Source organism: Sphingobium sp. 3R8 (assembly GCF_020166615.1).
GTDB lineage: Bacteria > Pseudomonadota > Alphaproteobacteria > Sphingomonadales > Sphingomonadaceae > Sphingobium > Sphingobium bisphenolicum.
This window is the reverse complement of sequence record NZ_JAIQXR010000010.1, coordinates 93,715-120,482: the sequence shown is the minus strand read 5'-3', so window position 1 is coordinate 120,482 and position 26,768 is coordinate 93,715. Positions and strand designations below refer to the sequence as shown.

At 62.2% G+C, this 26,768-nt stretch carries 24 protein-coding genes and 1 tRNA gene; 16 read left to right on the top strand and 9 right to left on the bottom strand.

Features of this window, described 5'->3' with window-relative positions:
- Positions 1-45 precede the first annotated feature (45 nt).
- The 3 genes from paoC to paoA are packed head-to-tail and all read right to left on the bottom strand — an operon-like array spanning position 46 to position 3,847.
- Positions 46-2,250, bottom strand: a complete 2,205-nt coding sequence (gene paoC, locus K9B33_RS11680) for an aldehyde oxidoreductase molybdenum-binding subunit PaoC (RefSeq protein ID WP_224548929.1) — start codon at positions 2,248-2,250, stop codon at positions 46-48.
- The gene (locus K9B33_RS11675) at positions 2,247-3,203 is read right to left on the bottom strand and encodes an FAD binding domain-containing protein (protein WP_224548927.1); all 957 of its coding nucleotides are present in this window, start codon (positions 3,201-3,203) and stop codon (positions 2,247-2,249) included. The genes paoC and K9B33_RS11675 overlap by 4 nt, the downstream gene beginning before the upstream one ends.
- Positions 3,200-3,847, bottom strand: a complete 648-nt coding sequence (paoA, locus tag K9B33_RS11670) for an aldehyde dehydrogenase iron-sulfur subunit PaoA (protein ID WP_224548925.1) — start codon at positions 3,845-3,847, stop codon at positions 3,200-3,202. Before paoA ends, K9B33_RS11675 begins: the two co-directional genes overlap by 4 nt.
- Positions 3,848-4,175: 328 nt before the next feature.
- On the opposite strand from paoA, the gene K9B33_RS11665 reads away from it, so the two are divergent.
- The 13 genes from K9B33_RS11665 to K9B33_RS11605 all read left to right on the top strand — a co-directional run bounded on the left by K9B33_RS11665 (position 4,176) and on the right by K9B33_RS11605 (position 15,098).
- Positions 4,176-4,250, top strand: a tRNA-Gly gene (locus tag K9B33_RS11665).
- 583 nt (positions 4,251-4,833) lie between these two features.
- Positions 4,834-5,526, top strand: coding sequence for a helix-turn-helix transcriptional regulator (locus K9B33_RS11660; RefSeq protein WP_224548924.1), 693 nt, complete (start codon positions 4,834-4,836; stop codon positions 5,524-5,526).
- A 185-nt stretch (positions 5,527-5,711) separates the two neighbouring features.
- Complete coding sequence (gene trbB / locus K9B33_RS11655) at positions 5,712-6,677, top strand: P-type conjugative transfer ATPase TrbB (protein ID WP_224548922.1); 966 nt, start codon at positions 5,712-5,714, stop codon at positions 6,675-6,677.
- On the top strand, positions 6,677-7,009 hold the full coding sequence (locus K9B33_RS11650) for a TrbC/VirB2 family protein (protein WP_224548920.1): 333 nt from the start codon (positions 6,677-6,679) through the stop codon (positions 7,007-7,009). The genes trbB and K9B33_RS11650 overlap by 1 nt, the downstream gene beginning before the upstream one ends.
- Positions 7,009-7,278 carry a VirB3 family type IV secretion system protein gene (locus tag K9B33_RS11645; RefSeq protein ID WP_224548918.1) on the top strand — a complete coding sequence of 90 codons (270 nt, stop codon included), beginning with the start codon at positions 7,009-7,011 and terminating at the stop codon, positions 7,276-7,278. Before K9B33_RS11650 ends, K9B33_RS11645 begins: the two co-directional genes overlap by 1 nt.
- Positions 7,275-9,710, top strand: coding sequence for a conjugal transfer protein TrbE (trbE, locus tag K9B33_RS11640; protein ID WP_224548916.1), 2,436 nt, complete (start codon positions 7,275-7,277; stop codon positions 9,708-9,710). Before K9B33_RS11645 ends, trbE begins: the two co-directional genes overlap by 4 nt.
- Positions 9,707-10,408 carry a P-type conjugative transfer protein TrbJ gene (gene trbJ, locus K9B33_RS11635; protein WP_224548913.1) on the top strand — a complete coding sequence of 234 codons (702 nt, stop codon included), beginning with the start codon at positions 9,707-9,709 and terminating at the stop codon, positions 10,406-10,408. The genes trbE and trbJ overlap by 4 nt, the downstream gene beginning before the upstream one ends.
- 1 nt (position 10,409) lies before the next feature.
- Positions 10,410-10,694, top strand: coding sequence for a putative entry exclusion protein TrbK-alt (gene trbK-alt / locus K9B33_RS23240; protein WP_224548911.1), 285 nt, complete (start codon positions 10,410-10,412; stop codon positions 10,692-10,694).
- Positions 10,687-11,967, top strand: coding sequence for a P-type conjugative transfer protein TrbL (gene trbL, locus K9B33_RS11625; protein WP_224548909.1), 1,281 nt, complete (start codon positions 10,687-10,689; stop codon positions 11,965-11,967). Before trbK-alt ends, trbL begins: the two co-directional genes overlap by 8 nt.
- Positions 11,968-11,969: 2 nt before the next feature.
- Positions 11,970-12,653 (top strand): conjugal transfer protein TrbF, encoded by a 684-nt coding sequence (gene trbF / locus K9B33_RS11620; RefSeq protein WP_224548907.1) that lies wholly within the window; start codon positions 11,970-11,972, stop codon positions 12,651-12,653.
- Entirely contained in the window at positions 12,650-13,651 is a 1,002-nt protein-coding gene (gene trbG, locus K9B33_RS11615) for a P-type conjugative transfer protein TrbG (RefSeq protein WP_224548988.1), read from the top strand. The genes trbF and trbG overlap by 4 nt, the downstream gene beginning before the upstream one ends.
- Entirely contained in the window at positions 13,648-14,862 is a 1,215-nt protein-coding gene (locus K9B33_RS11610) for a TrbI/VirB10 family protein (protein WP_411974006.1), read from the top strand. Before trbG ends, K9B33_RS11610 begins: the two co-directional genes overlap by 4 nt.
- Entirely contained in the window at positions 14,862-15,098 is a 237-nt protein-coding gene (locus tag K9B33_RS11605) for a DUF2274 domain-containing protein (RefSeq protein ID WP_224548904.1), read from the top strand. Before K9B33_RS11610 ends, K9B33_RS11605 begins: the two co-directional genes overlap by 1 nt.
- On the opposite strand, the gene K9B33_RS11600 is transcribed toward K9B33_RS11605, so the two are convergent.
- Positions 15,034-15,981: a LysR family transcriptional regulator gene (locus K9B33_RS11600; protein WP_224548903.1), complete on the bottom strand. Its 948-nt coding sequence runs from the start codon at positions 15,979-15,981 to the stop codon at positions 15,034-15,036. The two genes, K9B33_RS11605 and K9B33_RS11600, sit on opposite strands and share 65 nt — an antisense overlap.
- 443 nt (positions 15,982-16,424) lie before the next feature.
- Between K9B33_RS11600 and K9B33_RS11595 the strand changes: the two genes are divergently transcribed.
- The 3 genes from K9B33_RS11595 to K9B33_RS11585 are packed head-to-tail and all read left to right on the top strand — an operon-like array spanning position 16,425 to position 19,014.
- Positions 16,425-16,559 carry a benenodin family lasso peptide gene (locus K9B33_RS11595; protein ID WP_156106185.1) on the top strand — a complete coding sequence of 45 codons (135 nt, stop codon included), beginning with the start codon at positions 16,425-16,427 and terminating at the stop codon, positions 16,557-16,559.
- Between the two features lie 53 nt (positions 16,560-16,612).
- Positions 16,613-17,275, top strand: a complete 663-nt coding sequence (locus K9B33_RS11590) for a lasso peptide biosynthesis B2 protein (protein WP_224548901.1) — start codon at positions 16,613-16,615, stop codon at positions 17,273-17,275.
- Positions 17,275-19,014, top strand: a complete 1,740-nt coding sequence (locus tag K9B33_RS11585) for an asparagine synthase-related protein (protein WP_224548899.1) — start codon at positions 17,275-17,277, stop codon at positions 19,012-19,014. Before K9B33_RS11590 ends, K9B33_RS11585 begins: the two co-directional genes overlap by 1 nt.
- Before the next feature lie 16 nt (positions 19,015-19,030).
- Here K9B33_RS11585 and K9B33_RS11580 read toward each other — a convergent pair whose 3' ends face one another.
- The 5 genes from K9B33_RS11580 to K9B33_RS11560 form a co-directional block, all read right to left on the bottom strand.
- Positions 19,031-21,172 (bottom strand): Atxe2 family lasso peptide isopeptidase, encoded by a 2,142-nt coding sequence (locus tag K9B33_RS11580; protein ID WP_224548987.1) that lies wholly within the window; start codon positions 21,170-21,172, stop codon positions 19,031-19,033.
- Between the two features lie 5 nt (positions 21,173-21,177).
- Positions 21,178-23,748, bottom strand: coding sequence for a TonB-dependent receptor (locus K9B33_RS11575; protein WP_224548897.1), 2,571 nt, complete (start codon positions 23,746-23,748; stop codon positions 21,178-21,180).
- A 93-nt stretch (positions 23,749-23,841) separates the two neighbouring features.
- Entirely contained in the window at positions 23,842-24,852 is a 1,011-nt protein-coding gene (locus K9B33_RS11570; protein ID WP_224548895.1) for a FecR family protein, read from the bottom strand.
- Entirely contained in the window at positions 24,833-25,366 is a 534-nt protein-coding gene (locus K9B33_RS11565; protein WP_224548893.1) for an RNA polymerase sigma factor, read from the bottom strand. Before K9B33_RS11565 ends, K9B33_RS11570 begins: the two co-directional genes overlap by 20 nt.
- 301 nt (positions 25,367-25,667) lie before the next feature.
- Entirely contained in the window at positions 25,668-26,597 is a 930-nt protein-coding gene (locus tag K9B33_RS11560) for a nucleotidyltransferase and HEPN domain-containing protein (protein WP_224548891.1), read from the bottom strand.
- Positions 26,598-26,768 lie beyond the last annotated feature (171 nt).

Here is a 26,768-nt window from a genome sequence, read left to right as displayed (position 1 = left end):
GGGGCGGCGGCGCGGCGCTCCATTATACCTTGGGTCGGGCCGTGGTCATGCCGCCTGCGCTTTCAACAGCTTGTCGATCGTCAGCGGATAGTCGCGCAGGCGAATGCCGGTGGCGTTGTAGATCGCATTGGCCACCGCCGCGCCTGCGCCGCAGATACCCAGCTCGCCCACGCCCTTGGCTTTCATCGGCGAGCTTTTGTCGTCCAGCTCGTCGATGAACAGCACGTCCTGCTGCGGAATGTCGGCATGCACCGGCACCACATATTCGGCCATGTCGTGATTGACGAAGAAGCCGAAGCGGGTGTCGACCTCCAGCGATTCCATCAACGCCGCGCCCACGCCCATGGTCATCGCGCCGATCACCTGGCTGCGCGCGGATTTGGGGTTCAGGATGCGCCCGGCGGCGAAGGCCCCGCCCATGCGGCGAACGCGCACTTCGGCGGTGTCGATATCGACGCCCACCTCGCAGAAATGCGCGCCGAAAGTGGCTTGGGCATAGCGTTTGTCGAGATCGCCATAATCCATGCTGTCCTCGGCCCACAGCCCTTCGCGCCCGGCCAGTGCGGCGAGCGTCTGGGATTTATTGTCGAATTTCACCAGGCCATCGTCGAACTGCGCCTTGTCGGCGGGATAGCCCGCCTTCTCCGCCAGCTTCGCGCGCAACGCCATCGCCGCGGCATAGATGCCCGCGGTCGAGCTGTTGGCGCCCCATTGCCCGCCCGACCCGGCCGATGCCGGAAAGCGACTGTCGCCCAGCCGGACCGTCACCTGGTCCAGTGTCACGCCCAGCATCTCGGCTGCGGTCTGGCCGATGATCGTATAGCTGCCGGTGCCGATATCAGTCATGTCGGTCTCGACGATCACCTTGCCCTGCGCATCCACGCCGATCCGCGCGCCCGACTTGCTGACCAGATTGTTCCGGAAGGCCGCGGCCATGCCCATGCCCACCAGCCAGCGCCCGTCGCGGACCTGGCCGGGCTTGGCCTTGCGCTTGTCCCAGCCGAAACGATCGGCCCCGGCGCGCAGGCATTCCACCAGCTTGCGGCTGGAATAGGGGCGCTGCGGACCGGCTTCGGGATCATATTGCACATCGTTGCGGATGCGCAGTTCGACCGGATCGACGCCGCAGGCTTCGGCCAGTTCGTCCATCGCCACTTCCAGCGCCAGCAGGCCCACCGCCTCGCCCGGCGCGCGCATCGCATTGCCTTCGGGCAGGTTCAGCGTCACCAGCCGGTGCGCGGTCATCCGGTTGGCGCCGCGATAGAGCAGCCGCGTCTGCTGCGCCGCCGTTTCCGGGCTGCCGCCGGGCAGGTCACCCGACCAGACTTCATGGCCGATCGCGTCGATCACGCCGTCCCTGTCCGCGCCGATGCGGATGCGCTGGATCGTCGCCGGGCGGTGGGTGGTGTTGTTGGGGATCTGGTGCCGGGCGATGGCGACCTTGACCGGCCGCCCCACCTGCTTCGCGCCCAGCGCCGCCAGCAGTGCGTCGGCGCGCAGGAACAGCTTCGACCCGAAGCCGCCGCCAATATAGGGCGACACCAGCCGCACCTTCTCCTTGGCGATGCCCAGCGTCTTGGCGACTTCGCCCACGCCCCAGGCGATCATCTGGTTCGACGTCCACAGCGTCAGCCTGTCGCCATTCCAGGCGGCGGTCGTCGCATGGGGCTCCATCATCGCATGGCTATGGTCGGGTGTCGTATAGCGCTGGTCGATCCTGACCGCCGCCCTGGCGAAACCACCGTCGAAATCGCCCGCCTTCGTATCGGCCGGCGATCCGAAACTGTCGGGCGGCATGATGCCCTTCAGACTCTCGGCCGCCAGATCATATTTGCCGTCCTCCGGCATATAATCGATCTGCACCAGCTTGGCCGCGTCGCGCGCATTTTCGAACGTGTCGGCGATGACCAGCGCCATGGCCTGCTCATAATGGTCCACCTGCGGTCCGCCCAAAAGCGGCGCGGTGTTCATGCTGCCCTTGCCCAGTTTGCCGGCATTGGCGTGGGTGACGATGCCCAGCACGCCCGGCGCGGCCTCCGCAGCGCGCAGGTCCATGGAGGCGATCCGCCCCTTGGCGATGGCGGACCCCACGATCCAGCCATAGACGGCGTTGGGCGCGGCATCGTGCCGCTCATAGGCATAGGGCGCGCTGCCCGTCACCTTGGCCGCGCCGTCGATGCGGTCGTGCGGAATGCCGATCACCCGGCCCTTGTCGATCGGGTTGATGCCCGCTGGCGTATCGAACTTCATGCCCGTGCCTCCCGCTGGCGGTAGAGGGACGCGAGCGTCCGTTCGACCAGTGTTTTCTTGAAGTCGTTATGATGGGTGGTGCGCGCGCCGGCCAAAGCCGCTTCGGCCACGGCCTTCGCGCCACTCTTGGCAGCGGCGTCGGCCGCCTCCACGCGCCACGGCTTCGCGCCGATGCCGCCAAAGGCGAAGCGCGCCGTTCCGTCCTTGCCGAACACGGCCGCCACCGACACCAGGGCGAAGGCATAGGAGGCGCGGTCGCGCACCTTGCGATAGACATGGGTGCCGACGATCGGCTTGGGCAGGGTGACGGACGTGATGATCTCGCCGGGTTTCAGCGCGCTTTCTTTCTGCGGCGTGTCGCCTGGCAGCAAGTGGAAGTCCGCGATCGGGATCGCCCGCGCCGCGCCGTTTGCGTCCATCGTATCGACCTGCGCGTCGAGCAGCCGCATCGCCACCGCCATGTCGCTGGGATGCTGGGCGATGCAGGCGTCGCTCACGCCCAATATCGCCAGGCTGCGGCTCATCCCCTGTAGCGCGCCGCAACCGCTGCCGGCCTTGCGTTTGTTGCAGGGCATGCGCGTGTCGTAGAAATAGGGGCAACGGGTGCGCTGCAACAGGTTGCCGCCGGTCGTCGCCTTGTTGCGCAACTGGCCCGATGCGCCGGCCAGCAGCGCGCGGCTGAGCACCGCATAATCTTGCCGCACGTTGTTGTTGGCCGCCAGATCGGTATTGCGCACCAGCGCGCCGATGCGCAGCCCGCCGCCGTCGGTCTTCTCGATCCGGTCCAGCCCCAGAGGGTTGACGTCGATCAAATGGGTCGGCGTCTCGATCTGCAGCTTCATCAGGTCGAGCAGGTTGGTGCCGCCCGCGATGAAACGTGCGCCCTGCACGGATGCCGCCGCCTTGGCAGCCGCTTCGACGCTGGCGGCGCGTTCATAGGTGAAGGCCTTCATGCCGCGGTCTCCCCATGCCCAGATTGACCAGAAACATCGCGCATCGCGGCAATGATGTTGGGATAGGCGGCGCAGCGGCAGATATTGCCGCTCATCCGCTCGCGCAGTTCCGCATCGCTGAGCGCGACATCGTCCAGCTCCGCCGTCGCATGGCTGGGGATGCCCGCCTTGATTTCGTCCAGCACCGCCACCGCCGAGCAGATCTGCCCCGGTGTGCAATAGCCGCATTGATAGCCATCATGGACGATGAACGCCTTCTGCATCGGGTGCAGCTTGTCGGGCGTGCCCAGCCCCTCGATCGTCGTGACGCTCTCGCCATCATGCATCACCGCCAGCGTCAGGCAACTGTTGATCCGCCGGCCCTCCACGATCACGGTGCAGGCGCCGCACTGGCCATGGTCGCATCCCTTCTTGGTGCCGGTCAGGTGCAGATGCTCGCGCAGCGTGTCGAGCAGGCTGGTGCGCGGGTCGAGTTGCAGATGCACCTCACGCCCGTTGACGGTCAGTTCGACAGGCATCATTGCGGTTCCTCCGGTGCGGCGGGGTGTCGCTGCGGCGGTGTCCTGCGACAGGACGGGGCCGGCGGCGGCGATGGCGGCGCTGCCCTGCAACAGGCCGCGGCGCGTCAAATGATCGGACGACATGGCTGGTCTCCCTGCTGGTTGCTGGTCATTACGAAGGGCGGGGGCAAATGATCCCGCCACGGCAAGAAACTTGTCGGCACAGCCTAGCACAAGGACGGCGCGCGCCAAGCCGCCCTTTTCGCCACTGTCCTGGGGGTGATTCGCGCATCGAATGACGTGCCCGTCCGGCGGCGAAATAATATCCACAAAGCTAAGACACTGGAAAAATTATGTTTTTTCATGTGCGAAGGAGAATTTCATTTTTGTGCAATTCTCCCCTTGCCCCTTTAGACAAGCGCTGCTAGTTCCCCGCCACCCGCCGAGAGGGACACATCCTCCGGCCGCCAGAGCGGGCGTAGCTCAGGGGTAGAGCACAACCTTGCCAAGGTTGGGGTCGAGGGTTCGAATCCCTTCGCCCGCTCCAGAAATCATAGAAAAATCAATGGTTTCTGGGGCGACTGGGTCAAGTTTTCATATTACGCGGCCTTCTGGAAAGATTGAAGTAATAAGGACGTAATACGCTGCGCGCGTATTTACGGGTAGTTCTGGCGTAGGTTGAGCCACTGAAAATCTGGCTTCCGCATAAGCTGACCGAGCGATGTGGCCGTCGAGGCTGCCGGATGGTGTAGATTGGCGGGCATAGTCACGGCGATCTGCGGCTAAGCCGTGTTATCTCTCACCCTTCTTCCTAATGCACATGGACCGGCGTCTGGGAAACAGAGGGCAGAGTTCGCTGGCTGGAGGGGGCTGCCAGATACAGGCTGCACGTTTGGCAATTTAACATGATCGTCATGCAATTGTCATAATTAGAAAATTCCATAAGCTGTCCGCTCATCCCGTTTCACCGATCGTTGTGAGGACGAACGGGGAGCGCATAGAAGGAGGAAGGCGAATCGCGAGACCTGCGGGTTGGGAACGCCCTTGCGGTCGGTTATGCTACTATCATGGGTCGTTATCGACGGTTGGATGCCCTTGCCGCTGGGTTAGCAGAGGCATCGGATATGCACATGCTCTACGAATTCCTGGCGAGGATCGCGCGAGAAATGGGTTTCGACTATTTCGCGCTGGCTGAGCACATCGATCTGAGGATGCCACAACAGCAACCTCTTCAAATCCACAATTATCCACGCGGCTGGGCCGCCTATTATTTGGAAAGGGACCTGGGGCCGCGCGATCCTATCCGACGGGCCAGCCACCGGACCCATCTGGGCTTTGCCTGGCTCACCATTCCACGATTTCTAACACTGACTCCTGCCGACCGCGCCGTTCTAGCTGCCGGTCAAGCCCATGGGCTGGGTGAAGGATTTACCGTTTCCTCGCACATCCCTGGCGAAGTCAGCGGATCCTGTACATTCGTCACACGAGCCGACGAGCCGCTGCCTCGCGATCAGATATGGACGGCGCAAATCATTGGCGGGCTCGCGTTCGAACGCGGGCAACGCCTTTTGGGCCGCACAACCCTGTCTGGCGATTCCGCGATCACGGAGCGTCAACGCGACTGCGTTCTTTGGGCTGCCCGCGGCAACACCGACGGGGAGATTGCCGACATATTGGGCATCTCCAAGGAAACCGTGATCCAGCATCTCAAGTTCGCGCGCGAACGCTATGGTGTACGGAAGCGAACGTCGCTCGTGATCCGGGCGCTGTTCGATGGCCTGATCTCCTTTTCCGAAATCTTCCAGCGACATCGATATTGGTAACGTCGGGACGGGGGGATGAAACGCCGTCCCCTCGTCGAACGGTATCGGCATAACCGCCGTTTCCCTGTCTTTCTACGCCACCTTACGCCGAAGCGATTTGGATGTTGCGGGCAGGGGTAATGTGGCTTTCTTGTTCATCCCCTGAGCTGGACAGCCAACGGTCCGGCAATTGGCAGGGTCGATCCATGAGCATATATCCGCTCCGTACAGAAGCCAGGACACGCGGCTCGCGCATGCTCCGCACGGCGCTCGGTGCGGCGATCATCGGCTGGCTCGACGATGCGGGCGTCATCGAGATCATGCTCAATCCCGACGGTCATATCTGGATCGATCGGCTGGGCGAAGGCCTCAGCGATACCGGAGCCTGCCTGTCGGCCGCCGATGGCGAGCGGATCATCCGTCTGGTAGCGCATCATGTCGGCGCGGAGGTTCATGACGGAGCGCCTCGCGTGTCGGCCGAACTTCCCAATAGCGGCGAGCGGTTCGAGGGGCTGCTCCCGCCCGTCGTCCAGTCCCCGACTTTCGCCATTCGCAAGCCCGCCGTCGCCGTGTTCACGCTCGCGGATTATGTCGCCGCCAATGTCATGTCTGCGCGCCAAGCCGACATATTGGCGCAAGCCGTTGCCACGCGCCAAAACATCCTGGTGGCCGGTGGCACAGGGACCGGCAAGACGACGCTCACCAACGCACTTCTGGCCGAGGTCGCCAGGACGACCGACAGGATTGTCCTCATCGAGGATACGCGCGAGCTGCAGTGCACGTCTCCCAACCTGATCGCGATGCGCACCAAGAATGGCGTCGCCACGCTGTCTGATCTTGTGCGATCCGCCCTGCGCCTGCGGCCCGACCGCATCCCCATCGGTGAGGTGCGCGGGGCCGAAGCCCTCGACCTCATCAAAGCATGGGGGACGGGCCATCCGGGCGGGATCGGCACCATCCATGCAGGATCGGGCATGGGCGCACTGCGGCGAATGGAACAGCTCATCCAGGAAGCCGTCGTCACGGTCCCTCGTGCCCTGATCGCAGACACGATCGACATCGTCGCGGTGCTTGTGCGCGACGGCCATGGCCGCCGTCTGGCCGAACTTGTTCGCGTCCATGGCCTCGATCCAAGCGGCGAATATTCCCTCACCAGCCAAGGAGACGATTGATGATCCAGCCTGTTGTGCCAATCCGCCGGAGTGCCAGTCATCTGGCGCTCGCTGGCATCATAGCCACGGCGTCCGTGATACCAGCCTATGCTGCCGGATCGTCGATGCCTTGGGAAGCGCCTCTCCAGTCCATTCTGGAGTCGATCGAAGGCCCCGTCGCCAAGATTATCGCCGTGATGATCATCACGGTAACCGGCCTGACCCTGGCATTTGGCGATACGTCGGGCGGCGCGCGCAAGCTCATCCAGATCGTATTCGGTCTCAGCATTGCGTTCGGCGCAACCAGCTTCTTCCTCTCCTTTTTCTCGTTCGGCGGTGGAGCGCTCGTCTGATGGATAGGGTTGGACAGGTTCCAGGCTTTGAGGTGCCGGTCCATCGGTCCCTCACCGAGCCGATCCTTCTGGGCGGCGCGCCACGCGCGCTGGCAATCGTCAACGGGACGTTGGCAGGCGCTGTCGGTCTCGGCTTGCGTTTGTGGATCGCAGGCCTTGTGCTTTGGGCCATCGGTCATGTGCTGGGCGTATGGGCCGCCCGCCACGATCCGAACTTCGTCGATGTGGCCCGTCGGCATGTGCGCTATCCGACCTGGCTACGGGCATGATGTCGTTGCGCGAATATCGTTCGACCGCGAGCAGCCTGAGCGATTTCCTGCCTTGGGCCGCTCTGGTCGCGCCGGGCGTCGTCCTCAACAAGGACGGCTCGTTCCAGCGCACCGCCCGTTTCCGGGGACCGGACCTCGATTCCGCGACGCCCGCTGAACTGGTGGCGACGACCGCGCGGCTGAATAGCGCCCTGCGTCGGCTCGGCTCGGGCTGGGCCTTGTTCACCGAGGCGCAGCGGGTGCCAGCGAACGACTATCCCGACGATGTTTTCCCCGATCCGGCCTCGCGACTGCTGGACCGGGAACGACGCGAACAATTCCACGAAGAAGGCGCGCATTATGACAGCGCCTATTATGCTACCCTGCTGTGGATGCCGCCAGCGGAAGACAGCGCCCGGGCCGAGCGATGGCTCTATGAAGGGCGATCGAGGACGGACTCGAACGGTGCTGAACTGCTATCCGGTTTCATCGACCGCTCACATCGGATCGTCCAGCTGCTTGAAGGGTTCCTGCCGGAAATCGCCTGGCTCGACGACGGCGCGACCCTCACCTATCTTCACTCGACGATTTCGACCAAGCGTCAGAACGTGCGCGTGCCCGAAACGCCGATGCACCTGGATGCGCTTCTGGCAGACGAACCGCTGGTCGGTGGCTTGGAACCGCGCCTTGGCAACAGCCATCTGCGCAGCCTGACTGTCACCGGCTTTCCGACCTCGACCTATCCAGGCCTGCTCGACGAACTCAATCGTCTGGCCTTTCCCTATCGCTGGTCGACGCGGGCGATCATACTCGACAAGGCCGATGCCACCCGATTGCTGGGCAAGATCCGGCGACAATGGTTCGCCAAACGCAAGTCGGTCGCGGCCATTCTCAAGGAGGTGATGACCAACGAAGCCTCGGCCCTGCTGGACACGGACGCATCAAACAAGGCTGCAGACGCCGATCTGGCCTTGCAGGAACTGGGCTCGGACATGATCGGCCAGGCCTATGTGACCGCCACAGTGACGGTGTGGGACACCAACCCTGCCATCGCCGCCGAGAAGCTTCGTCTGGTCGAGAAGGTGATCCAGGGCCGGGATTTCACCTGCACGAGCGAAGGTCTCAACGCTGTGGAGGCCTGGCTCGGATCGCTGCCAGGCCATGTCTACGCCAATGTCCGGCAGCCGCCGATCAGCACGCTCAACCTGGCGCATATGATGCCGCTGTCGGCCGTCTGGTCTGGACCGTCGGGCGATGCGCATCTCGATGGTCCGCCGCTATTCCATGCCAAAACCGAAGGATCGACGCCCTTTCGCTTCTCGCTGCATGTTGGCGACGTCGGGCACACGCTGGTGGTGGGGCCGACTGGCGCGGGCAAATCGGTTCTGCTCGCCCTGATGGCGATGCAGTTTCGCCGCTATCCCGGCGCACAGATTTTCGCCTTCGACTTTGGCGCCAGCATGCGCGCTGCGGTGCTGGCGATGGGCGGTGACTGGCAGGATTTGGGGACCGGGCTTCACGCCGAGAATGCGGCTGTATCGCTCCAACCTCTTGCAAGGATCGATGATCCGGCCGAACAGGCATGGGCGGCGCAATGGGTCGGTTCGATCCTGGAGGCGGAGGGGATTACGCTCGATCCCCAGGCCAAGGACCATCTGTGGGCGGCGCTCCGATCGCTCGCCAGCGCGAGGCCCGACGAGCGGACGCTGACGGGGCTTGCGGTGCTGCTGCAATCCCAAGCCCTCAAACAGGCGCTGCAGCCCTATTGCGTGGGCGGCGCCTGGGGTCGCCTGCTCGATGCCGAGGCAGAGCAACTGGGCGATGCCCATGTCCAGATATTCGAAACCGAAGGATTGGTAGGCTCGGCCGCAGCCGCTCCGGTGCTGGCCTATCTTTTCCACCGGATCGAGAACAGGCTCGATGGATCGCCCAGCCTCGTCATCATCGATGAGGGCTGGCTGGTGCTCGACAGCCCGACCTTTGCCGCGCAATTGCGCGAATGGCTCAAAACGCTGCGCAAGAAGAATGCGAGTGTGATCTTTGCGACGCAGAGCCTGGCTGACATTGAAACCAGCGCCATTGCACCAGCCATCATCGAAAGCTGCCCGACCCGGATATTTCTGGCCAATGAGCGGGCGACCGAACCGCAGATCAGCGCCATCTATGCGCGGTTCGGGCTCAATGCCCGGCAGATCGAGATATTGGCGCGGGCGACGCCAAAGCGCGATTATTATGTTCAGTCGCGCCGCGGCAACCGCCTGATGGATTTGGGGCTAAAGGAAGTGGCGCTCGCCTTCACCGCCGCGTCCTCCAAGTCCGACCAGCGCAGGATCGACCAGATACTGAGCCAACCGGGCGACGAAGAGTTCGCCGCGGCCTGGCTGCGCGCATGCGGCCACGACTGGGCGGCAGACCTGCTTTCCACGCAACAGCCAAAGGAGCAAAGCTCATGACATCGCGCTTCATCGTTCGCCCGCTTGGCCTGTGCGCTGCTGCGCTCGCGCTGGCCATGACACCGGCACAGGCACTGGTCGTCTATGACCCCACCAACTATGCCTCCAATGTGCTGCAGGCGGCGCGCGCCTTGCAGCAGATCAACAACCAGATCCGGTCGTTGCAGAACGAGGCGGCCTCGCTTCTCAACGACACGAAAAACCTCGCCAGCCTGCCGTTCAGCAGCCTTCAGGCGCTCCAGCAGCAGGTGCGGCAGACCCAGCGTCTGCTGGGGCAGGCACAGCGCCTGGCCTATGACGTGACCCAGATCGAGCAGGCCTTCGCCACCAAATATGGCGATATAGCGCTGTCGAGTTCAGACGCCGATCTGGTCGCCAGCGCCAGGGACCGTTGGTCCACCAGCGTCGATGCGTTCGAGGATGCGCTGAAGGTCCAGGCCGGGGTGGTCGGCAACATCGACGGCACCCGGACATCGATGGACGATCTTGTTTCAGCCAGCCAGTCGGCATCGGGCGCGTTGCAAGCCGCCCAGGCCGGGAACCAGCTTGTCGCCCTCCAATCCCAGCAACTGGCCGATATCACCGCCATGCTCGCAGCGCAGGGTCGCGCCCAGACGATTGAGGCGGCCCGCGCCGCTACCGCAGAGGCGGAGGGCCGCGTCCGATTCCAGCGCTTCATGGCGCGTTCGGGCCAATAGGATGCGGAGCGGACGCCTGGCGCTGGCGGGCCTCGCCGGCGGTGGCATGCTGACGGTTGCAGTGCTCACGGTCATGCACCAGCAGCCAGGCACGCCCACTGAACAGATACTGCCGATGCCGGTGTCGACCGAGGATCGCGCGGCCGCCCTCGTTCGCTGTCGGCATGTCACGGCAGAGGATCCAACCTGCGCAGCGGCCTGGGAAGCCGAGCGACGCCGTTTCTTCGGCACAGATGATGGCCGCAGCGCCCGATCCGATTGGCAGGAGCATGCCCGACATGAATGATGTCGGCGTCATCGACGGGTTCCTGGCGACCTTCACGGCCTATATCGATTCCGGTTTTGGCCTGCTCGGCGGGGAAGTCGGGTTTCTCTCGACCACGCTGATCGCAATCGACGTGACACTTGCCGGGCTGTTCTGGGCGTGGGGTGCCGACGAGGATGTCCTGCAACGCCTGGTCAAGAAGACGCTCTATATCGGCTTCTTCGCCTTCATCATCGGCAACTTCTCCTCGCTCTCGCAGATCCTGTTCCAGTCCTTTGCCGGCCTCGGCCTCAAGGCCAGCGGCGCCAGCATCGGCCTCACCGAGTTCATGAAGCCGGGTAGCGTTGCGGCGGTTGGGCTTGATGCAGGCGAACCACTTCTCACGTCCGCGTCGGAGATGATGGGGCTCACCTCGTTTTTTGCCAATTTCGTCCAGATCGCTGTGCTGCTGCTGGCCTGGATGATTGTGATCCTCGCCTTCTTCATTCTTGCCGTACAGCTGTTCATCACGCTGATCGAGTTCAAGCTGGTGACGCTGGCCGGGTTCGTCCTGCTGCCCTTCGCCTTTTTTGGGCGGACGGCATTCATGGCGGAGCGGGTGCTTGGCCATATCGTATCGAGCGGCATCAAGATCCTGGTTCTCGCCGTCATCACCGGCATCGGCACGAGACTGTTCGACCAGTTCATCAATGCGCTGGGTGGAACAGCGCCGGCTGCGGAACAGGCCATGTCGATCGCGCTCGCCTCATTGGCCTTGCTTGGTCTGGGCATATTCGGCCCCGGCATCGCCAATGGCATCGTTACCGGAGGTCCGCAGCTTGGTGCAGGCGCAGCGGCGGGTGCGGCGATTGCCGCCGGTGCCACCCTAGCCGGCGGGGCGGCAGGCGCCCGGCTCGCGGCGGGCGCTGTCGGCGGGGCCGTAGCGAGCGCATCGAGCGCCGCTGCCCGTGCGGCCGGATCGACCAGCGCCACCTATAGCGCCGGCGCAGCGGGCAAGAGCGGGGGAGACGCCGTCGCGGGCGGCATGGGTGCGCTGGGAAGAGCGGCCGGCTCTGCCGCCACGTCCCCACTCCGCCGCGCTGCCGATGCAATGAAGCAAAGCTTCGAAGCCGGGAAATCGGGCGCATCGACGAACAGTGGTGGCGCAGAAGCTGCGTCCGGGCCGCCAAAATGGGCGACGGCAATGCGCCAGCGGCAGGCCATCGCCCACGGGGTTTCGACCGCCGCCCACACATTGCGCGCCGGCGACAGCGGTGGTGGCGGCGCTTCAATAGATCTGAGCGGAAGGGACTGATCATGTTCAAACGACCATCCATCCGGTACGGCCAGACCCCGGAGCCGGTCACGCCTTACCAGCGTGCTGGCCAAGCCTGGGACGATCGCATCGGATCGGCGCGCGTCCAGGCGCGCAATTGGCGTCTCGCCTTTTTCGGCACGCTGATGCTGTCTGGTGGCCTTGCCGCCGGCTTGATCTGGCAATCGGCGCGCGGCTCGATCGTGCCCTGGGTCGTGCAGGTGGACAAGTTCGGCGATGCACAGGCCGTCGGCCCCGCCGATGCGGGATACCGTCCGACCGATCCGCAGATCGCCTTCCATCTTGCGCGCTTCGTCGAACAGGTTCGCAGCATCCCGGCCGATCCAATCGTCCTGCGCCAAGCATGGCTGCGCGCCTATGACTTCACCACGGATCGCGGCGCCATGGTCCTCAATGATTATGCGCGGGCGAATGACCCGTTCGTGCTTGTCGGCAAGACGCAGGTTGCGGTCGACATATCGAGCGTGATCCGGTCGTCGGACAGCAGCTTTCGCGTTTCCTGGACCGAGCGGCGATACCAGGATGGGGCACTGGTTGAGACAAGCCGGTGGTCGGCCATCGTGACGGTCGTGATCCAGCCTCCCTCCGCGCCCGATGCCCTGCGCAAGAACCCGCTCGGCCTGTTCGTCAACGCCATCAACTGGTCGAAGGAGCTTTCCCAATGATGCACGTTCATCGTTCCGGGGCCGCAATTGGGGCTTTGCTGATTTCCGTAAACACGACCGCCGCCTGCGCAGCGACGCGCCCAGCCCTGTATGGGGCAACGCAGACGCCTGCGGTGCGCATCGCGGAACCTGAGAAACAGGTCGAGATCGTAACTGTTGCAAAGCCGCTGCCGTTGCCGGGGCAACTCAAGCCGGTGCCGCCCATAGCTCCCGCCCCGGCGCTTGCCGACCCCAAAACCCGGATCGTCGCCGCCAATGCCGCAGCCCGCATAGAGCCCGCGCGCGATGGTTTCATCAACGCCATGCAGCAATATCCCTGGGCGGAAGGCGCTCTTTATCAGGTCTATACGGCGCCCGGCCAGGTGACGGACATCGCCCTTCAGCCCGGAGAAACGCTTGTCGGCGCGGGGCCCGTCGCTGCGGGTGATACCGTGCGATGGATTATCGGCGATACGCTCAGCGGTGCGGGCGAGACGCAACGCGTCCACATCCTGGCAAAGCCGACCCGGCCCGATCTCCTGACCAATCTGGTGATCAACACCGATCGGCGGACCTATCATCTCGAACTGCGCGCCACCCCGACCACCTATATGGCGTCGGTATCCTGGTCATACCCTCAGGATGAATTGATAGCGCTGCGGCAGCGCAACGCCGCTATCGCCATAAAGACGCCGATCGCCGCGGGCATCAACATCGCTTCGCTCGATTTCGGCTACGCGATCAATGGGGACAAGCCGAGCTGGCGACCACTGCGCGCGTTCGACGACGGTAGCCAGGTCTTCATCGAGTTTCCCGCAAGCGTCGCGCAGGACGAAATGCCGCCAGTCTTCATCCTTGGCAGCGGCGGCAATGCCGAGCTCGTCAATTATCGTGTGCAGGACCGTTTCATCATCATCGACCGGCTCTTCAGCGCAGCCGAGTTGCGCATGGGGGACAAGAAGACGGCGCAGCGGGTACGCCTGACACGGATCGCCAGCGGAAGGAGAAGCCGACCATGAGCGACCGTAGCGAGCACAATAGTTCGCCTGCGCCGTCGCCGGCGGCGCCGTTCAAGTTGGGAGGCGATGCGCCGACGGTCATGCGCCTGTCCCGCAAGACATTGGCTGGGGTGGGCGTGTTTGCAGGTTTGAGCATCGGGGGCGCTCTCATCTATGCACTACAGCCGCCGGAGAAACCGGTCGGCCAGGAAGTCTATGCGACCGAGGGCCGGGCAAAGGCCGACGGGCTGGGATCAGCGCCCAAGGACTACAGCCAGGTCCCGCAATTGGGACCGCCACTGCCGGGCGACCTGGGACGGCCGATCCTTGCTGCACAACAGGGCGGCAACGATCACCAACTTTCCCGGCAAGGCTATCCATCCGATCGCCAGGCCATCGATCCGGCCGTCGCAGCACGGCAAAAGGCGCGTCAGGAACGGGACGCTGCGCATGCAAGCCAGTTGTTCACAGGACAGGGGAGTGCCCAATCGACGGGCGGGGCGTCTGAGCACGTCGCCACGGGGTCGCCGACCACCGCGCCAGCGTTCGGCCCGGACCTTGCCGCCCCATCGGCAATGACGGCATCGGGTAGCGCGGCCAAGCGTGCTTTCATGGCGGGCACCATGGACACGCGCTCGCTCGCCTCATCGACCGTCGAACCTGTGGCGTCCGCCAACATCCTGCAGGCTGGCAGCATCATACCCGCCGCCTTGATCACTGGCATTCGATCCGACCTGCCCGGTCAGATCAGCGCCCAGGTCACGCAGAATGTCTATGACAGCCCGACAGGGCGCATCCTGCTCATTCCGCAAGGCGCAAGGTTGATCGGGGAGTATGATTCGCAAATCGATGCGGGGCAGTCGCGGCTTCTGATGGCGTGGACGCGCCTCATCATGCCCGACGGGCGTTCGATGCTGCTCGAGCGTCAACCTGCTGCCGATGCCAGCGGCTTTTCGGGCTTGCAGGACAGCGTAAACAATCATTGGGGTGACGTTGCGCGCGCTGCCATGATCTCTACTCTTTTGGGCCTTAGCACGGAATTGGCGGCCGGTAGCGATAACGACATCATCCGGGCGCTGCGCCGCGGGTCGCAGGACAGCTTCAATCAGGCCGGGCAAGAGATCGTACAGCGTCAGGTAGCGGTAGCCCCGACCTTGACCATCCGGCCGGGCCATCCACTGCGCGTCATGATCACGCGCGACCTTATCCTTCCCCCTCAAGGCAATCGGTGATGGCCAAGCTGCGCCTGGGATCGCTGGCGGACGACAAGCCCGTCAAGATCAGTCTGGAATTGCCAGCCAATGTCCATCGCGACCTCGTGCGCTATGCTGCGGCGTTGGCCACTGAAACGGGTGAAGCGCAGGTTTCTCCCGAACGCCTCATCGGCCCCATGTTGGAACGGTTCATGGCGGGGGACCGCGCCTTTGCAAGGCATCGCAGCGGTAAGGCTTCTCGGCAACGGTCATGATGGTCCCAAGCAAAGGGGCCAGCGCAGGATTGCTAGCGTCTTCACGCCAGCAGAGGCCAAAATCGATGCGCGCATGGCCATGGGGCTCGTGGATGGGCAAGGCGACCAGATGCGGGGGCAAGCGAGCGAACGCCCCCTCCTGCACGATGGTAAAACAGCCTGCTTCAATCAGTTGGTAGAGCCCATTCAAATTCAGCGGGCTACGGACGATCGCCGCACGATCCAGACCAGCCTGCGATTGGGCCAGGGTAAGACGTCCCGCAACTTGGGAGAGCAGGTCGTCCCCGCGCGCGCTGTCCGCAAGTAGAAGGGTAAGGTCGCGCAGATCCGACCAGAACAGCGGCGCACGAAATGCCAGAGGGTTGTCGCGGACCATGACAGCAAAAAGCCGGCTGCTGCCAATAGCGTGATATGCCGCGCCTGGCGGGGCCAGATGGCCTGCAACGATGATGGCGTCGAGTTGGCCGCGCTCGAAGTCGCGTACTAGCGCCTGTCTGTCGCAGACCGCAGCAGATAGCTGGATGTCTGCATGGCGTTTGCTGAATTCCAGCATGAGAGACTGCGCCGCGCTACTGGGCACTGCGCCTGAAAGGCCCAGCTTCAGCGCACCGCGGCGCCCTTGTCCAAAGATGATCGTGTTGCGATGAAGGCTGTTGAGGTCAGCCACAAGCTGGCGCGCGCCCGATATAAAATGGTCTCCTGCGCGCGTCAGTCGGGCGCCGCGGGTCGAGCGCTCGAACAGGTCGGTGCCAAGCCGCTGCTCGAGATGGCGGATTCGTTGGCTCAACGTCGATTGCTTGATGCGCAGCGACTCGGCTGCTTGGCTAAAACTCCCAAGCTCCGCCGTCGCTATGACATAATGGAGGTGACGGATTTCGATCATGCTCCAACCCTCGACGCATTGGTTCTTCAGACAAACCCAATGTTTCGCGGTTCACTCATGCTGGAAATCCCCAGAAATGGGGGAAAAACGAACCCTCGCGGCACCTCTTATAGATGCCAGAATTTGCGATTGTAGAAATGTCGGGATAGATTTGGATCAATGCCGCCGGCAGAGCGGGCGTGACCGGGTCGCTGTCGTGTATGTCCAGGCTTTGCTAAAGACGGCAGCGCATGATCCCAACTCATGTCTCACAGCACGGTCACGTCCCGCGTCGGAAATAGGCTGCCTTCTCCCTGTTAGCATTCTCTGGGATGTCCATTATGCGTGGGGATTGAAGGTCGGTCGCGATTATAATCGGATTATAAAATTCTTATAATCGATCGCCGGGCACATCCTTGTCGGTGCCGCGAAATGGATCGCGGTCTATCGAAGAGGAACGTGTGATGGAAAAGACTGTCGAACGTCGCAACGACGATATGATCGACCTTGGCGCAATCAGCGTCGAGACGAAGGGCCCGGGCCTTGGCCAGGGTGACGAGATCGGGCTGCAGAATCCGGTCGGCCTTTCCGACGACTGACACCACTGCCGGTGCGCGGTGCTCCCGCGCACCGGTTATCGGAGAGGCGTCTCATGGCCTTGTCGCTTCGCCCCGGACTGACATTCTGTGAAATCCAGCATCACCTCATCTTCATGGATTATGAGGCGAATCGCTATTTCAGCCTGACAGGGCCTGCGCGCGACAGTCTTCAAAAGCTTCTGAAGTCCTCCAATGGGGGCCTTACGGAACAGGAGATAGCGCCGCTGCGCGCTGCGGGAATCATTGGCCACGGTGAAGGCGCCAAGCCACTTACACCCTGCCAGCATAAACCAGCCGGGCGCAGCATCTTCGACGAAGAGGATGGCGCCTCACGCATGGCGGCCAAGATTCCTGAGATTATTGTCCGTTTGGCGGCAATGCGTCGCACATTGAAACGGCAGGGTTTGCCGACGACCCTGCGTCGGCTTAAGGAAGCAACACCACTGCCTGCTGTCCCTAGATCGTCCGCGCCCGGCATGCGAGGCCTATGCGCTGCCTATGAAGCGTCGCGTCGCTATTATCTCCCAGTCGATCATTGCCTGATCCGGGCACTGGCCCTCTACCGCCACGCGCAGCAGCGCGGCCATGATGCGAGGCTGGTCTTTGGTGTGCAGTTGCATCCCTTCTCGGCGCATAGCTGGGTTGAGCAAGACGATCTCATTCTCGACGATCGTGTCGATCATGTGCGGCGTTTCAAGCCGATACTGGTCCTGTAATGGCGCTCCGCTACATCGCGCTCGTCTTTCCAGGCGATCTCCTCGAAAGCATCGACACCGTGGTGAATCGCGTCATTGCCGTGACGGGCTTTACAAAGGTCGCCGCATTCGGCCGCGCGGTCGTGTTGGTTGAACCCGGCGGCCCGTTTGTCATGGCGGATGACCGCGCCGGGATCATCCTGGGCTATATGTTCGAAAAGGTTGGCGGTCGCAGCCGCCAGGTCGTGGTCATCTCCCAAGCACCGCCGACCAGTCGCGGGTCATCGAACTGGGGGGCTTATGTCACCATCCGGCAGAGCCCGGACGATATGGCGATCGAGATCGCCCGCGATCCCTCCGGCATGATCCCATGTTATCATGTGCGGCATAAAGGAATCATTGCGTTTGTGTCCGAGCCGGCTTTGCTTGTCGACGCGGGTCTTGTCGGGACCAATATTGATTGGCGGGCACTCACGCGGTTCCTGATCGCCGATCAAATGCGTCCGGCGCAGACCTGTATCGAAGGCCTGACCGAACTGCCCGGGGGCTCGCATATACGGGTTGCCGAGACGGGCTCGCAAGATATTGCGGCTTTTTGGTCACCGTGGCAGCACACCGGTCGCCTGTCGCTCATCCGCGATGAGGTTGAGGCCGTCCGCCTGCTGCGCGAGACTATCATGGACTGCGTCCAAGCGTGGACGCAGCCATTTGCGCATGTCCTCCTCTATTTGTCGGGGGGGCTCGATTCCTCCGTCGTCGCGGCGGCCATGCCCCAGGATGTTCGCGCAAGCCATATTACATTGGTGACCGCCGATCCGTCGGGAGACGAGCGGGATTATGCCCGGCAACTGACCAATCAGCTCGGGCAGCCATTGTTCGAAAGAATGCTGGAAGTGGGCCTCGTTGACCTGCATCGCTCAGGTGCCGCCCGCTTTCCACGCCCCTCGGTCCGATCCTTCGCTCAGGCAGGCGACGCGCTGGGGATAGGGCTTGCAGATGAGGTCGGGGCAGATGTCTTCTTCAACGGCGGCGGTGGTGACAATGTCTTCTGCTATCTGCAATCCGGGGCGCCGATCGCCGATCAGATGCTGGTCGAGGGCATCGGTCGTGGAACCTTGCGGGCGATCATGGACATGAGCGCGCTCGCCCATGCCGATATCTGGTCTGTCGCCAGAAGCGGTTGGCGGAAGAGTCGGCAAAAGGCAGCCCATTATGTCTGGAAGCCGGACCTGAGCTTTCTGTCGTCTTTTGCCACGCAGGAAGCGACTGCAGCCTGCAGGCACGATTGGCTGGACGCGCCAGACGGTGCGCTGCCGGGAACGGCGAGCCACATCGCCCTGCTTTTGCGCATCCAAAACCATCTCGACAGCGAACGTGCTTTCAATAGGCCCGTCATCTCGCCCCTGCTGTCTCAGCCAATCGTGGAACTTTGCCTGAAAATTCCATCCTGGCTCTGGTGCCGCGACGGCCGCAATCGCAGCGTCGCCCGTAAGGCGTTCGAAGATGTCTTGCCCCCGCCGCTTGTCGCCAGATTATCAAAAGGCACGCCCGACAGCTTCGTAGCGACCCTGTTCGAAGCCCATCGGAAGACCATTGCGACCATGCTACGGGAAGGTCTTCTGGCACAGGCGGGCCTTTTGGATATGGGCGCAATCGAGCAGAGCATCGATCGGTCGCAACATGCCCGGAACGGCGATTTCTGGCGGCTGATGCGGTTGGTCGATGCCGAAGCATGGGCGCAGTCATGGGCTGCGCGCTAATGATGAACCCATCCCATTATGGACGACGTTGCGATTTCAGCCTCCGCCACCGATCATATTGCGCCACCTTCTCCGGCGCCGGATCGACGGCATCACGCAACCAGAAATTGAACCAGTCGATATTGCGCGCATAGATGGCCATGCGGTGAGCCGGTTGCCACTTGATGTGGTGATCGCCCGGAAAGAGGAACATCTCGACCGGCGGGCCGATCTCCCGGAAGGCGGTATAGGCCTCGAGCGCGCGCAGATATTCGTCGCTCGCCAGTTGCATCAGCACGGGTCCTTTGATCCTAGCCGCGTTCATGGCGGGCGAGATGGGTTGCCAGAAGGATGGATTATCAGTGGTTGGCGCGGGGTAACCGAAACGCCGCCGTTCCTTTTCCCAGGCTGGCCCACCCATGATCAGGTCCGTTTTGGGGTCGGCGCAACAGGTGCTGACAGAGGTTGCAGCGAACAGATCGGTATTGATGAGCAAATACCAAGCGGTGGTTGAGCCATCGCTCAGACCGGTCAGGCCGATCCTCTTCGGATCGATCACGCCTGTCGCCATAGCCGCCTTGACACCGGCGACGATGGACGAGGCCACATTGTGCCGTTCCCGCCATCCTTTCACATTTTCCGATTCCGCATCCTTCCACGTCCGCCAGTTGCCTTGCTTTAGACTGGTAGCGAAGAACGGCGGGCTCTCGACGCTCAGGACGGCGAAGCCCTGCGCGGCAAAGGCATGGATGGGATATTCGTCACCGATACTGCCACGCAGGAAGCCGCGTGTTCGATATTGGACGACGATCATCGGCAGTTTTGCGCCGACGGGGTAATTGGCGGGCAGAACAAGGTCGCCGAAGGTCTCAAAGCCCAACGGATTCCTCCAGTAAAGGCGCTGGACCTTTCCCATCTGCAGATGCCGGAATTCCGGGTTGGGATCGAAGATAACCGATGATCGGCCGGTATCGGCATCCAACGCCACGATGCGCCGGGGCTGGGTTGATCCTTCCTGGGCGCAAATCAGATGATCCTCCGCAGGGAGGCAGCCCGTCAGCAGGCCATCAGTACCCCACATCTTTCGAGGCGCGTTGCGTCCTGGCGTCCATAGATAGAATGTCAGGCGACTGCCGCCATAGCCGTCGCGGCGCAGATACCGGACGGCTCGATGTTTGGCGGACCACCACATGCCGATGATGCCATCGGAACAGCTGCTGTGCTGACACTGCCATTCACGGCCCTGCCGGTCCTTGCCCCACAAGCGGATAGGACTGAGATAACGATCGGGCACCTCTGCCTTTACCCACCCTTCCTCGCCAGAAGGCGCGGTGATGGCCAAAGGACGGCCCAGCAACATGTCCGGACCGATCAGGTCGAGCGCGGTCCGCTCTGCTGGCGTGGCGGAGCGATCCGATGAGGACGTCGAGGAAATATCTGCAGCGGCATAATGAAGGGGCAATGGCCCCCGGATCATCGGTCGGTCACCATAGATGGGCATCGCCCGATCGTCGAACAGGTAGCCGGTCAGGCTTTCCTGATCGAGCTTAGCATTTTCTTCGATCAGGGATGGCCGGTTGGCATATATGAGCGCCTTCCCGTCATCCGACCAGGCGACGGCCTCGACATCGACGGGGGAATGGGACACCTGCGCGCCGCTTTTTCCACGCACACTCGCCCGCCATGCCTGCGTCCTGCCCCCATCCTTCCGCAGATACGCAATTTGGGTACCATCGGGCGACCACCGCGGCTGGTTGATCGCGGCGATACCCGTGTCTGTCAGAAGTCCGCGCTGTTCGCTCTGGAAGGTGACCCGGATCAATTCTCCACCTTGATCGACGATCCGGGCCACGCTACCCCGCCGAAGATCGACCACCACGAGACCCTGGCAATAGCTGTTGGTCTCAGGATGTGCCCGGGTCAGGATGAAGGCGATCGACCGCCCATCAGGTGACAGGGCAAGCGGACTTTGTCCTGGGGGCATGCCGCCGATTGGCCCTATGTCCCGCAACTTCGCGATATCGCCCGCCGTCACGGCGCGCGCGACGTCCTGGCGCAGACTGGGTAGCAAATCCGCACATTGCGAGGCCATGGCTGGCGTCACCCCGACATTGCCCAGGAGCACGCCGATGCCCACGATCAACAACCGTGCGCGATAGTTCATCCATGCCAATGTCATGACGATCACCAATGCTTGGTGATCGAAAGGCTGACGAAGCGCCCGATCGCTGAATTGTTGGTGGAGTCGTAGGGCAGATCGTAGACTTGCGAGCGGCGCACGACCCCCGGCTTCTCATTGAGGATATTGAGAAGGGTCAGCCCCACATCCATGTTCGATAGCAGACCCGCCTCGCCTATATGATGCCGCGCCGTAAGGTCGATCGTCGTCATCTCGCCCGATCGGGTGACAGGCGTGAAGCGAAGGTCTTCCGTCGATCCCATATAGCTCAGGGTCGTCGACAAGGATGTGGCGCCGTTGGTCCAGGTGACGGCACCGCGACCCCGATAATGGGGCGGATTGAAGATCGTGCCTGCCAGAGCCACGAGCGGCTGGCTGGCACTCAGCTTTTGCGCGCTATGCAGATAGCTGCCGTTGGCACTGAATGTCAGTCGTTGCCCGCCGCCAAGGGCGAGCGCGTAGCGAACCGACAGATCCACGCCCTTGATATTCTGCCGCGTAGCATTGGCGTTGCGATTGTCCACAATGGCGACAACGGTCGCCGGATTGTAGGCGCCGGTCAGATAATTGATCGACTCGGTATTTGCCAGAGCGGACGCCTTGTCAGCCTCGGACGGCGAGACATTTATCAAATCCGCATAGATGGGATTGCTCAGCGACTGACTGCTGTAGGTGATGGGTGCGACGATGCGATCGCGATAGGCAATGTCGAAATAGCTCAATTCGATCTGCAGGTCTGGGACTGCTCGTGGGTGGAGATCGAGCGTCGCTGTCCAGCTCGTGGCGCGCTCGGGCTTGAGATCGGGGTTCCCCCCGGTCACCAATAGCGCGGTGGCGTTCGCCGGATAGCCCGATCCGCCCACATTGCGCACCGCGGTGACCGATACGAATTTCCCCGAATATTGCTGGAACATGGTGGGCGCCTTGAACGATTTCCCCCAGGATCCATTCAATGAGAAATCGGGCGTGGGCGCGTAGATCAGGCCGAGCTTGGGCGTGGCGATCTTGTCGATGCCCGGATAATCCTCATAGCGGATCGCGCCACTGAACGTCAGTTGATCGACGAAGCGCACGCCCATCATCCGCGAGACTAGCGGGAGGTTCAGTTCGGTAAAACCGTAATAGCTGTCCTGAGACACATTGATGTTTTGCGGCGAGCCGGTTGTCCGATAGGCATGAAATCCATTGCGTCGATAGCCGCCGCCGACGGCGAGTTTGGCCTCGCCGCCCGGCAACTGCATCAGCGGCCCGCTGGCATTCAGTTCGATCGACTGGGCATCGTTGCAATAGCAAGCGCGGACCGACGAAAAGACGGATCCGCTGATGTAGGTGTCGGAATCATAGTGCGTCTTGTCCTTGCCGTACATGCCAGCAAGGGAGAGCGACCAGCCCTGGCCGACCGACCAGTCCAGCGACGGCGCCAGAGCGAAGGAGGTATTGCGCGGAAACAGCAATGTTCCCAACTGGCGATAGTCTCCGGTCGCGTTAAGCGGATAATTGTAGAGGCTGGTGCGGTGGTTGTAGAGCGCGTCGAGCGAAAATGTGAGATCAGCGGTCAATGCCTGATGGCCACTCATGATCAGGTTATGCCGTTTTACAGCGGGAAAGAGGGATTGCGCGCCATAGCTGGCGGTATAGCTGCGCTGGCGCGCCTCGATCGCCGTGTCGCGTTCGAAATCATAGGCTATGAAAGCCCCGCCGCTACCCCATTTTTTCCCCACGATAACGCCATATTGCTGCTGCTCGTTGCCGCCATCGGTCGACATTCCCAGCCGGGCGCTGGCGCTGACGCCGTCGAAGTCGCGTTTCAGGATGATGTTGGCAACGCCGGCGACAGCGTCAGATCCGTAGATCGCGGACGCACCGTCCGCCACGATCTCGAGGCGATCGACGGCCAGCATGGGGATGGCGGACACATCGACGCTTTGCCGCGACACATTATAGGCCAGCCGATGACCGTTGAGCAGTGTCAGGGTTGCATCCGATCCCAGACCGCGCAGATTGATGCTTGATCCCGAGCCGACATTGACGCCGCTGGCGGCGGGGACATTCAGTCCAACACCCACATTCTGGCCGCCGCCGAAACTCTGTGGGATGCTCCGAACGACGTCGCCAAGATTGGTTTGCCCGGCGTTCCGCATGTCTTCCTGATCTAGCACGATGGTAGGCGATGGCGACGTAACACCCTTCAGCCGGGATCCGGTGACGACGATCGCGTTCGCCGCTTCACCCGAGGCGAGGGCATCCGCCGCCGCATCTCGCCCCCGAATGAAGATAGTCCCGTCCGTAATACGTGCATGCAGTCCGGTTCCGGCCAGCAATCGATCGATGGCGACCTGCGGCGTGAATTGTCCCTGCAGCGAAGGCGCAGTGAGCCCGGCGACATCGGCAGGTACGAAGAATATCTCCATCCTGGCTGCAGCGGCGGCCTCGCGCAGCGCCTCGGCCATTGGCTGGCTGGACTGATTATATGGCAGCGCGACGTCGGTTTGGGCCGTAGCGCATTGGTACACCCCCAGCGTGGTCAGCGCCGCGCTGGCGAGCAGAGTAGAATGCAGAATTCCGGAAATACGCATAGTCAGCCCCTTTTGTGACGCCTGCCGTTGGCGGTCGTTCAAGGGGATCGATGCGGGGTTAGGCGAAGACCTTAAGGGGGACGTAAAATAATTTCAGCGTCGCAGGATGATCGCACCAGAGGGTTGATGTTCTACGGTCAAATCGAGACTTTGGGCCAGATTGGCAGCTAGCCGGTCGGAATTGTCGATCCGAAACCGACCGGACAGCCGCATGTCAGGAAGGCCGCTGCCCTCGATGCGGATCGGTGCGCGGGCATACCGGTTGGCGATAGCGACGATTTCCGAGAGGGGGGCGGACTCAAATGCCATCATGCCATCGACCCATTCGATGTCGCGCGGGTCGATGGCGGCGATCGGCACGGCATGATCGATCCGGGTGAAGGTCAGGGCCTGACCCGCCTTCAGCTTACGCGGCGGCATTGGACGTGCGATCGACGTTTGCACATCGACGCCCCCTTCCAGCAATCTGACCTGCACGGATCCGCCAAGCGCAAGGGCGACGTCAAACACTGTCCCGGTTGCTGTCACTGTTCCTGTTCCGGCGTGCACGATGAACGGGCGACCGTCATGAGCAACGGAAAAGCGTGCGCGGCCGGCATCCAGCCAGATATCCCGGGCCTTCGGGTTGAAGGCAAACCGCATCACGCTTTGCGTATCCAGCGATACGAATGATCCGTCGGGCAGGCGCCGGCGGGAAATCGCACCATGCTGGTTTTCTATGGTGGCTGATGAGACACTTGTGTCTACTGCAGCGGTCTGCCGACCATTGGTCTCGATTGTGGCAGGGGGCGATAGCGTGTTCCAGAGCGGCCAGGCTGCGCCCAACACGACAACAACGATCGCGACGAGAGCCCATTGCGTGCGGTGACCGGGACGATCCCCCGGTGCTCGCTGCCATCGCGTTGACCGGCTCAACATCTTCGCATCGTGAAAACGGCCGGCCGCCTTATTGTAAGCCGAAAGATTGGCAGGGTCGGCGGCGAGCCACGCATCAAGATCCGATCGATACCGCTCGGCATCGGGTCGCTGCATTTTTGCCAGCCACATGGCCGCAACGGTGCGCGGGTCCAGGTCAGGGGCGGGATCAGCGGGCAAATTGGTCATGGTCGTCCAGATATTGGTCGATATGGGCTATGGCGCGCATCATATGATATTCTACGGCACCCATGCTTAGCGCGATCTTCGTCTGAATTTCCTTGTAGGTCATGCCGTCGCGCCTGCTCATCAGGAAAATCTCACGTGTTTTTGGCGCTAGACCGGCAACAGCCTTTTCGTAAAGGACAAGCAGGTCTCCGGCTTCAATCTCCATTTCTTGTTGTGGCGGATGGGCGCAGTTGATGTCCTCTTCAAGCGCGACCATCTGCCGCTCGAAGGCTCGGCGCGGTCCACGGGCGCGGCCAAAGAGGAGATTTCGGGCAACCCGCTGTAGATAGGCGGCGGGATTGACCAGATCGCCAATCCGCGGAACGCGCGCAATCTGAACGAAACTCTCCTGGACAAGATCACTGGCGGTTTCGGCATCCCCGGTCTTTCGCCGGAAATAGGAAAGCAGGCGTGAAGCCTCTTGCCGAAAAAGCGTGTCGAGCAGCGCGCTGTCCGCGCTGGTCGCGGTCAGCACAGGCCTGTCCTTTGGCCCGGCGCTCATGGCAATGGCTCGCAGTTCGTCCGCACAGGCAGGCAGCAATGATAAAGCATGGAAAGCGTCCACGCGGCATGCTGGAATATCCGGAAAACCGGACAGCCAGATCAGCGATGGTCGCCGTCGTCCAGCGCGGTGCGCGCCTTATCCCGAAACGGCCACCCGTCCGGACAGGACAGGTGTGCATGATGCTGGCAGGTAAATCCTACACCCGGTAGCCAGATCGATCCCGTCGTGCCCAGCAATCATGCCAACTTGGCAAAGGGCATGCAAGGGTGGGTCAGCCCGCCTTGCGGACCTCGCCTTCGAGGACGGCCAAGCGTTCCGAACACACCATATGTACGACGCGCCCCAGCTCCTCGATCTGCTCCGCCAGCCAGTTGAGCTGATCGAGAGAGACGCGATAATGTTTGGAGTAACGCGCCTTCACATAGGCATCTTTGAGCTTTTCGAAGGCTGCGCGGTCCTTTTTCGTGTCCCCCGGCCAGACGTGGACGAGACGGCGGTCGATGCGTTCGGCCTGCGTACGCAAGAAGCCCAGATTATGCACGTGGGGGGAATAAAATGTGCAAACCAATAGGACGCAATGATAGAGACGTTCGCACGCCTGGTGCAAATCGAAAGCGGCATCCTTTAAATAGGCCTTTTCAATATCGAATTTCGCGATGTCGAAGCGCTTCATTGCGGCCGGAAACCACTCTTCATAGTATTCCTGCGCCATCTCCAGCGCTTGGCTAGGCGTTTTGGGTTTGGGCTGATGGAGTTCGGTATCTTCCGCCTCATATAGCGCAATACCGTCTCGGGCGACGTCCATGAAGAAATAGCGTCCGTGGGCCAGGCCGTCGTTCACCTCCTGCAGAGTGTGAACGATGAAGTTCACAGGCGTCCGCAGCCCTTTGGTAACGGTCAGTTCGAGAATGAGGCGTTGATCGAGTTTGGACCAGTAGGTGACGCGATCGGTCAGGCGCTGATCGTTGACGATGATCAGAACGTCATAGTCGGATTGATAGCCTTTGGCGGTATGAGGCTCATCCACCCATCCGCCGCGGGCATAGCTGCCATACAGAATGACCTTCAGAATGCGGCCCTTCTTTTTCCAATCATGCCGGGCAAGCGCCAGCGCATCATCGAATTCCTCGAAGATTATCTGCTTTACCCGGTCGAGCTCACGCTGCTTATTGGCCGGAAGATGTTCAAGATCGGTACGCATCCTCGGCACCTTAGCGTCAGAAGGATGCTGATGCCCAGAACTAAACGAATCAACTTGAGCGACCAAAACTTGCGCAAATTCTGTCTGCTTATCGGCCCGAGCGTCAGATATGGCCCGCCCGCTCTGTGGCTAGAAATGGGACTTTCGCGACAGTCGGCTTCGGAGAGACAA

Bases quoted from the DNA above. Each gene is read 5' to 3' on its own strand.
- paoC (WP_224548929.1), bottom strand. From the start codon at position 2,250: ATGAAGTTCGATACGCCAGCGGGCATCAACCCGATCGACAAGGGCCGG.
- K9B33_RS11675 (WP_224548927.1), bottom strand. From the start codon at position 3,203: ATGAAGGCCTTCACCTATGAACGCGCCGCCAGCGTCGAAGCGGCTGCC.
- paoA (WP_224548925.1), bottom strand. From the start codon at position 3,847: ATGTCGTCCGATCATTTGACGCGCCGCGGCCTGTTGCAGGGCAGCGCC.
- K9B33_RS11660 (WP_224548924.1), top strand. From the start codon at position 4,834: ATGCTCTACGAATTCCTGGCGAGGATCGCGCGAGAAATGGGTTTCGAC.
- trbB (WP_224548922.1), top strand. From the start codon at position 5,712: ATGAGCATATATCCGCTCCGTACAGAAGCCAGGACACGCGGCTCGCGC.
- K9B33_RS11650 (WP_224548920.1), top strand. From the start codon at position 6,677: ATGATCCAGCCTGTTGTGCCAATCCGCCGGAGTGCCAGTCATCTGGCG.
- K9B33_RS11645 (WP_224548918.1), top strand. From the start codon at position 7,009: ATGGATAGGGTTGGACAGGTTCCAGGCTTTGAGGTGCCGGTCCATCGG.
- trbE (WP_224548916.1), top strand. From the start codon at position 7,275: ATGATGTCGTTGCGCGAATATCGTTCGACCGCGAGCAGCCTGAGCGAT.
- trbJ (WP_224548913.1), top strand. From the start codon at position 9,707: ATGACATCGCGCTTCATCGTTCGCCCGCTTGGCCTGTGCGCTGCTGCG.
- trbK-alt (WP_224548911.1), top strand. From the start codon at position 10,410: ATGCGGAGCGGACGCCTGGCGCTGGCGGGCCTCGCCGGCGGTGGCATG.
- trbL (WP_224548909.1), top strand. From the start codon at position 10,687: ATGAATGATGTCGGCGTCATCGACGGGTTCCTGGCGACCTTCACGGCC.
- trbF (WP_224548907.1), top strand. From the start codon at position 11,970: ATGTTCAAACGACCATCCATCCGGTACGGCCAGACCCCGGAGCCGGTC.
- trbG (WP_224548988.1), top strand. From the start codon at position 12,650: ATGATGCACGTTCATCGTTCCGGGGCCGCAATTGGGGCTTTGCTGATT.
- K9B33_RS11610 (WP_411974006.1), top strand. From the start codon at position 13,648: ATGAGCGACCGTAGCGAGCACAATAGTTCGCCTGCGCCGTCGCCGGCG.
- K9B33_RS11605 (WP_224548904.1), top strand. From the start codon at position 14,862: ATGGCCAAGCTGCGCCTGGGATCGCTGGCGGACGACAAGCCCGTCAAG.
- K9B33_RS11600 (WP_224548903.1), bottom strand. From the start codon at position 15,981: ATGATCGAAATCCGTCACCTCCATTATGTCATAGCGACGGCGGAGCTT.
- K9B33_RS11595 (WP_156106185.1), top strand. From the start codon at position 16,425: ATGGAAAAGACTGTCGAACGTCGCAACGACGATATGATCGACCTTGGC.
- K9B33_RS11590 (WP_224548901.1), top strand. From the start codon at position 16,613: ATGGCCTTGTCGCTTCGCCCCGGACTGACATTCTGTGAAATCCAGCAT.
- K9B33_RS11585 (WP_224548899.1), top strand. From the start codon at position 17,275: ATGGCGCTCCGCTACATCGCGCTCGTCTTTCCAGGCGATCTCCTCGAA.
- K9B33_RS11580 (WP_224548987.1), bottom strand. From the start codon at position 21,172: ATGACATTGGCATGGATGAACTATCGCGCACGGTTGTTGATCGTGGGC.
- K9B33_RS11575 (WP_224548897.1), bottom strand. From the start codon at position 23,748: ATGCGTATTTCCGGAATTCTGCATTCTACTCTGCTCGCCAGCGCGGCG.
- K9B33_RS11570 (WP_224548895.1), bottom strand. From the start codon at position 24,852: ATGACCAATTTGCCCGCTGATCCCGCCCCTGACCTGGACCCGCGCACC.
- K9B33_RS11560 (WP_224548891.1), bottom strand. From the start codon at position 26,597: ATGCGTACCGATCTTGAACATCTTCCGGCCAATAAGCAGCGTGAGCTC.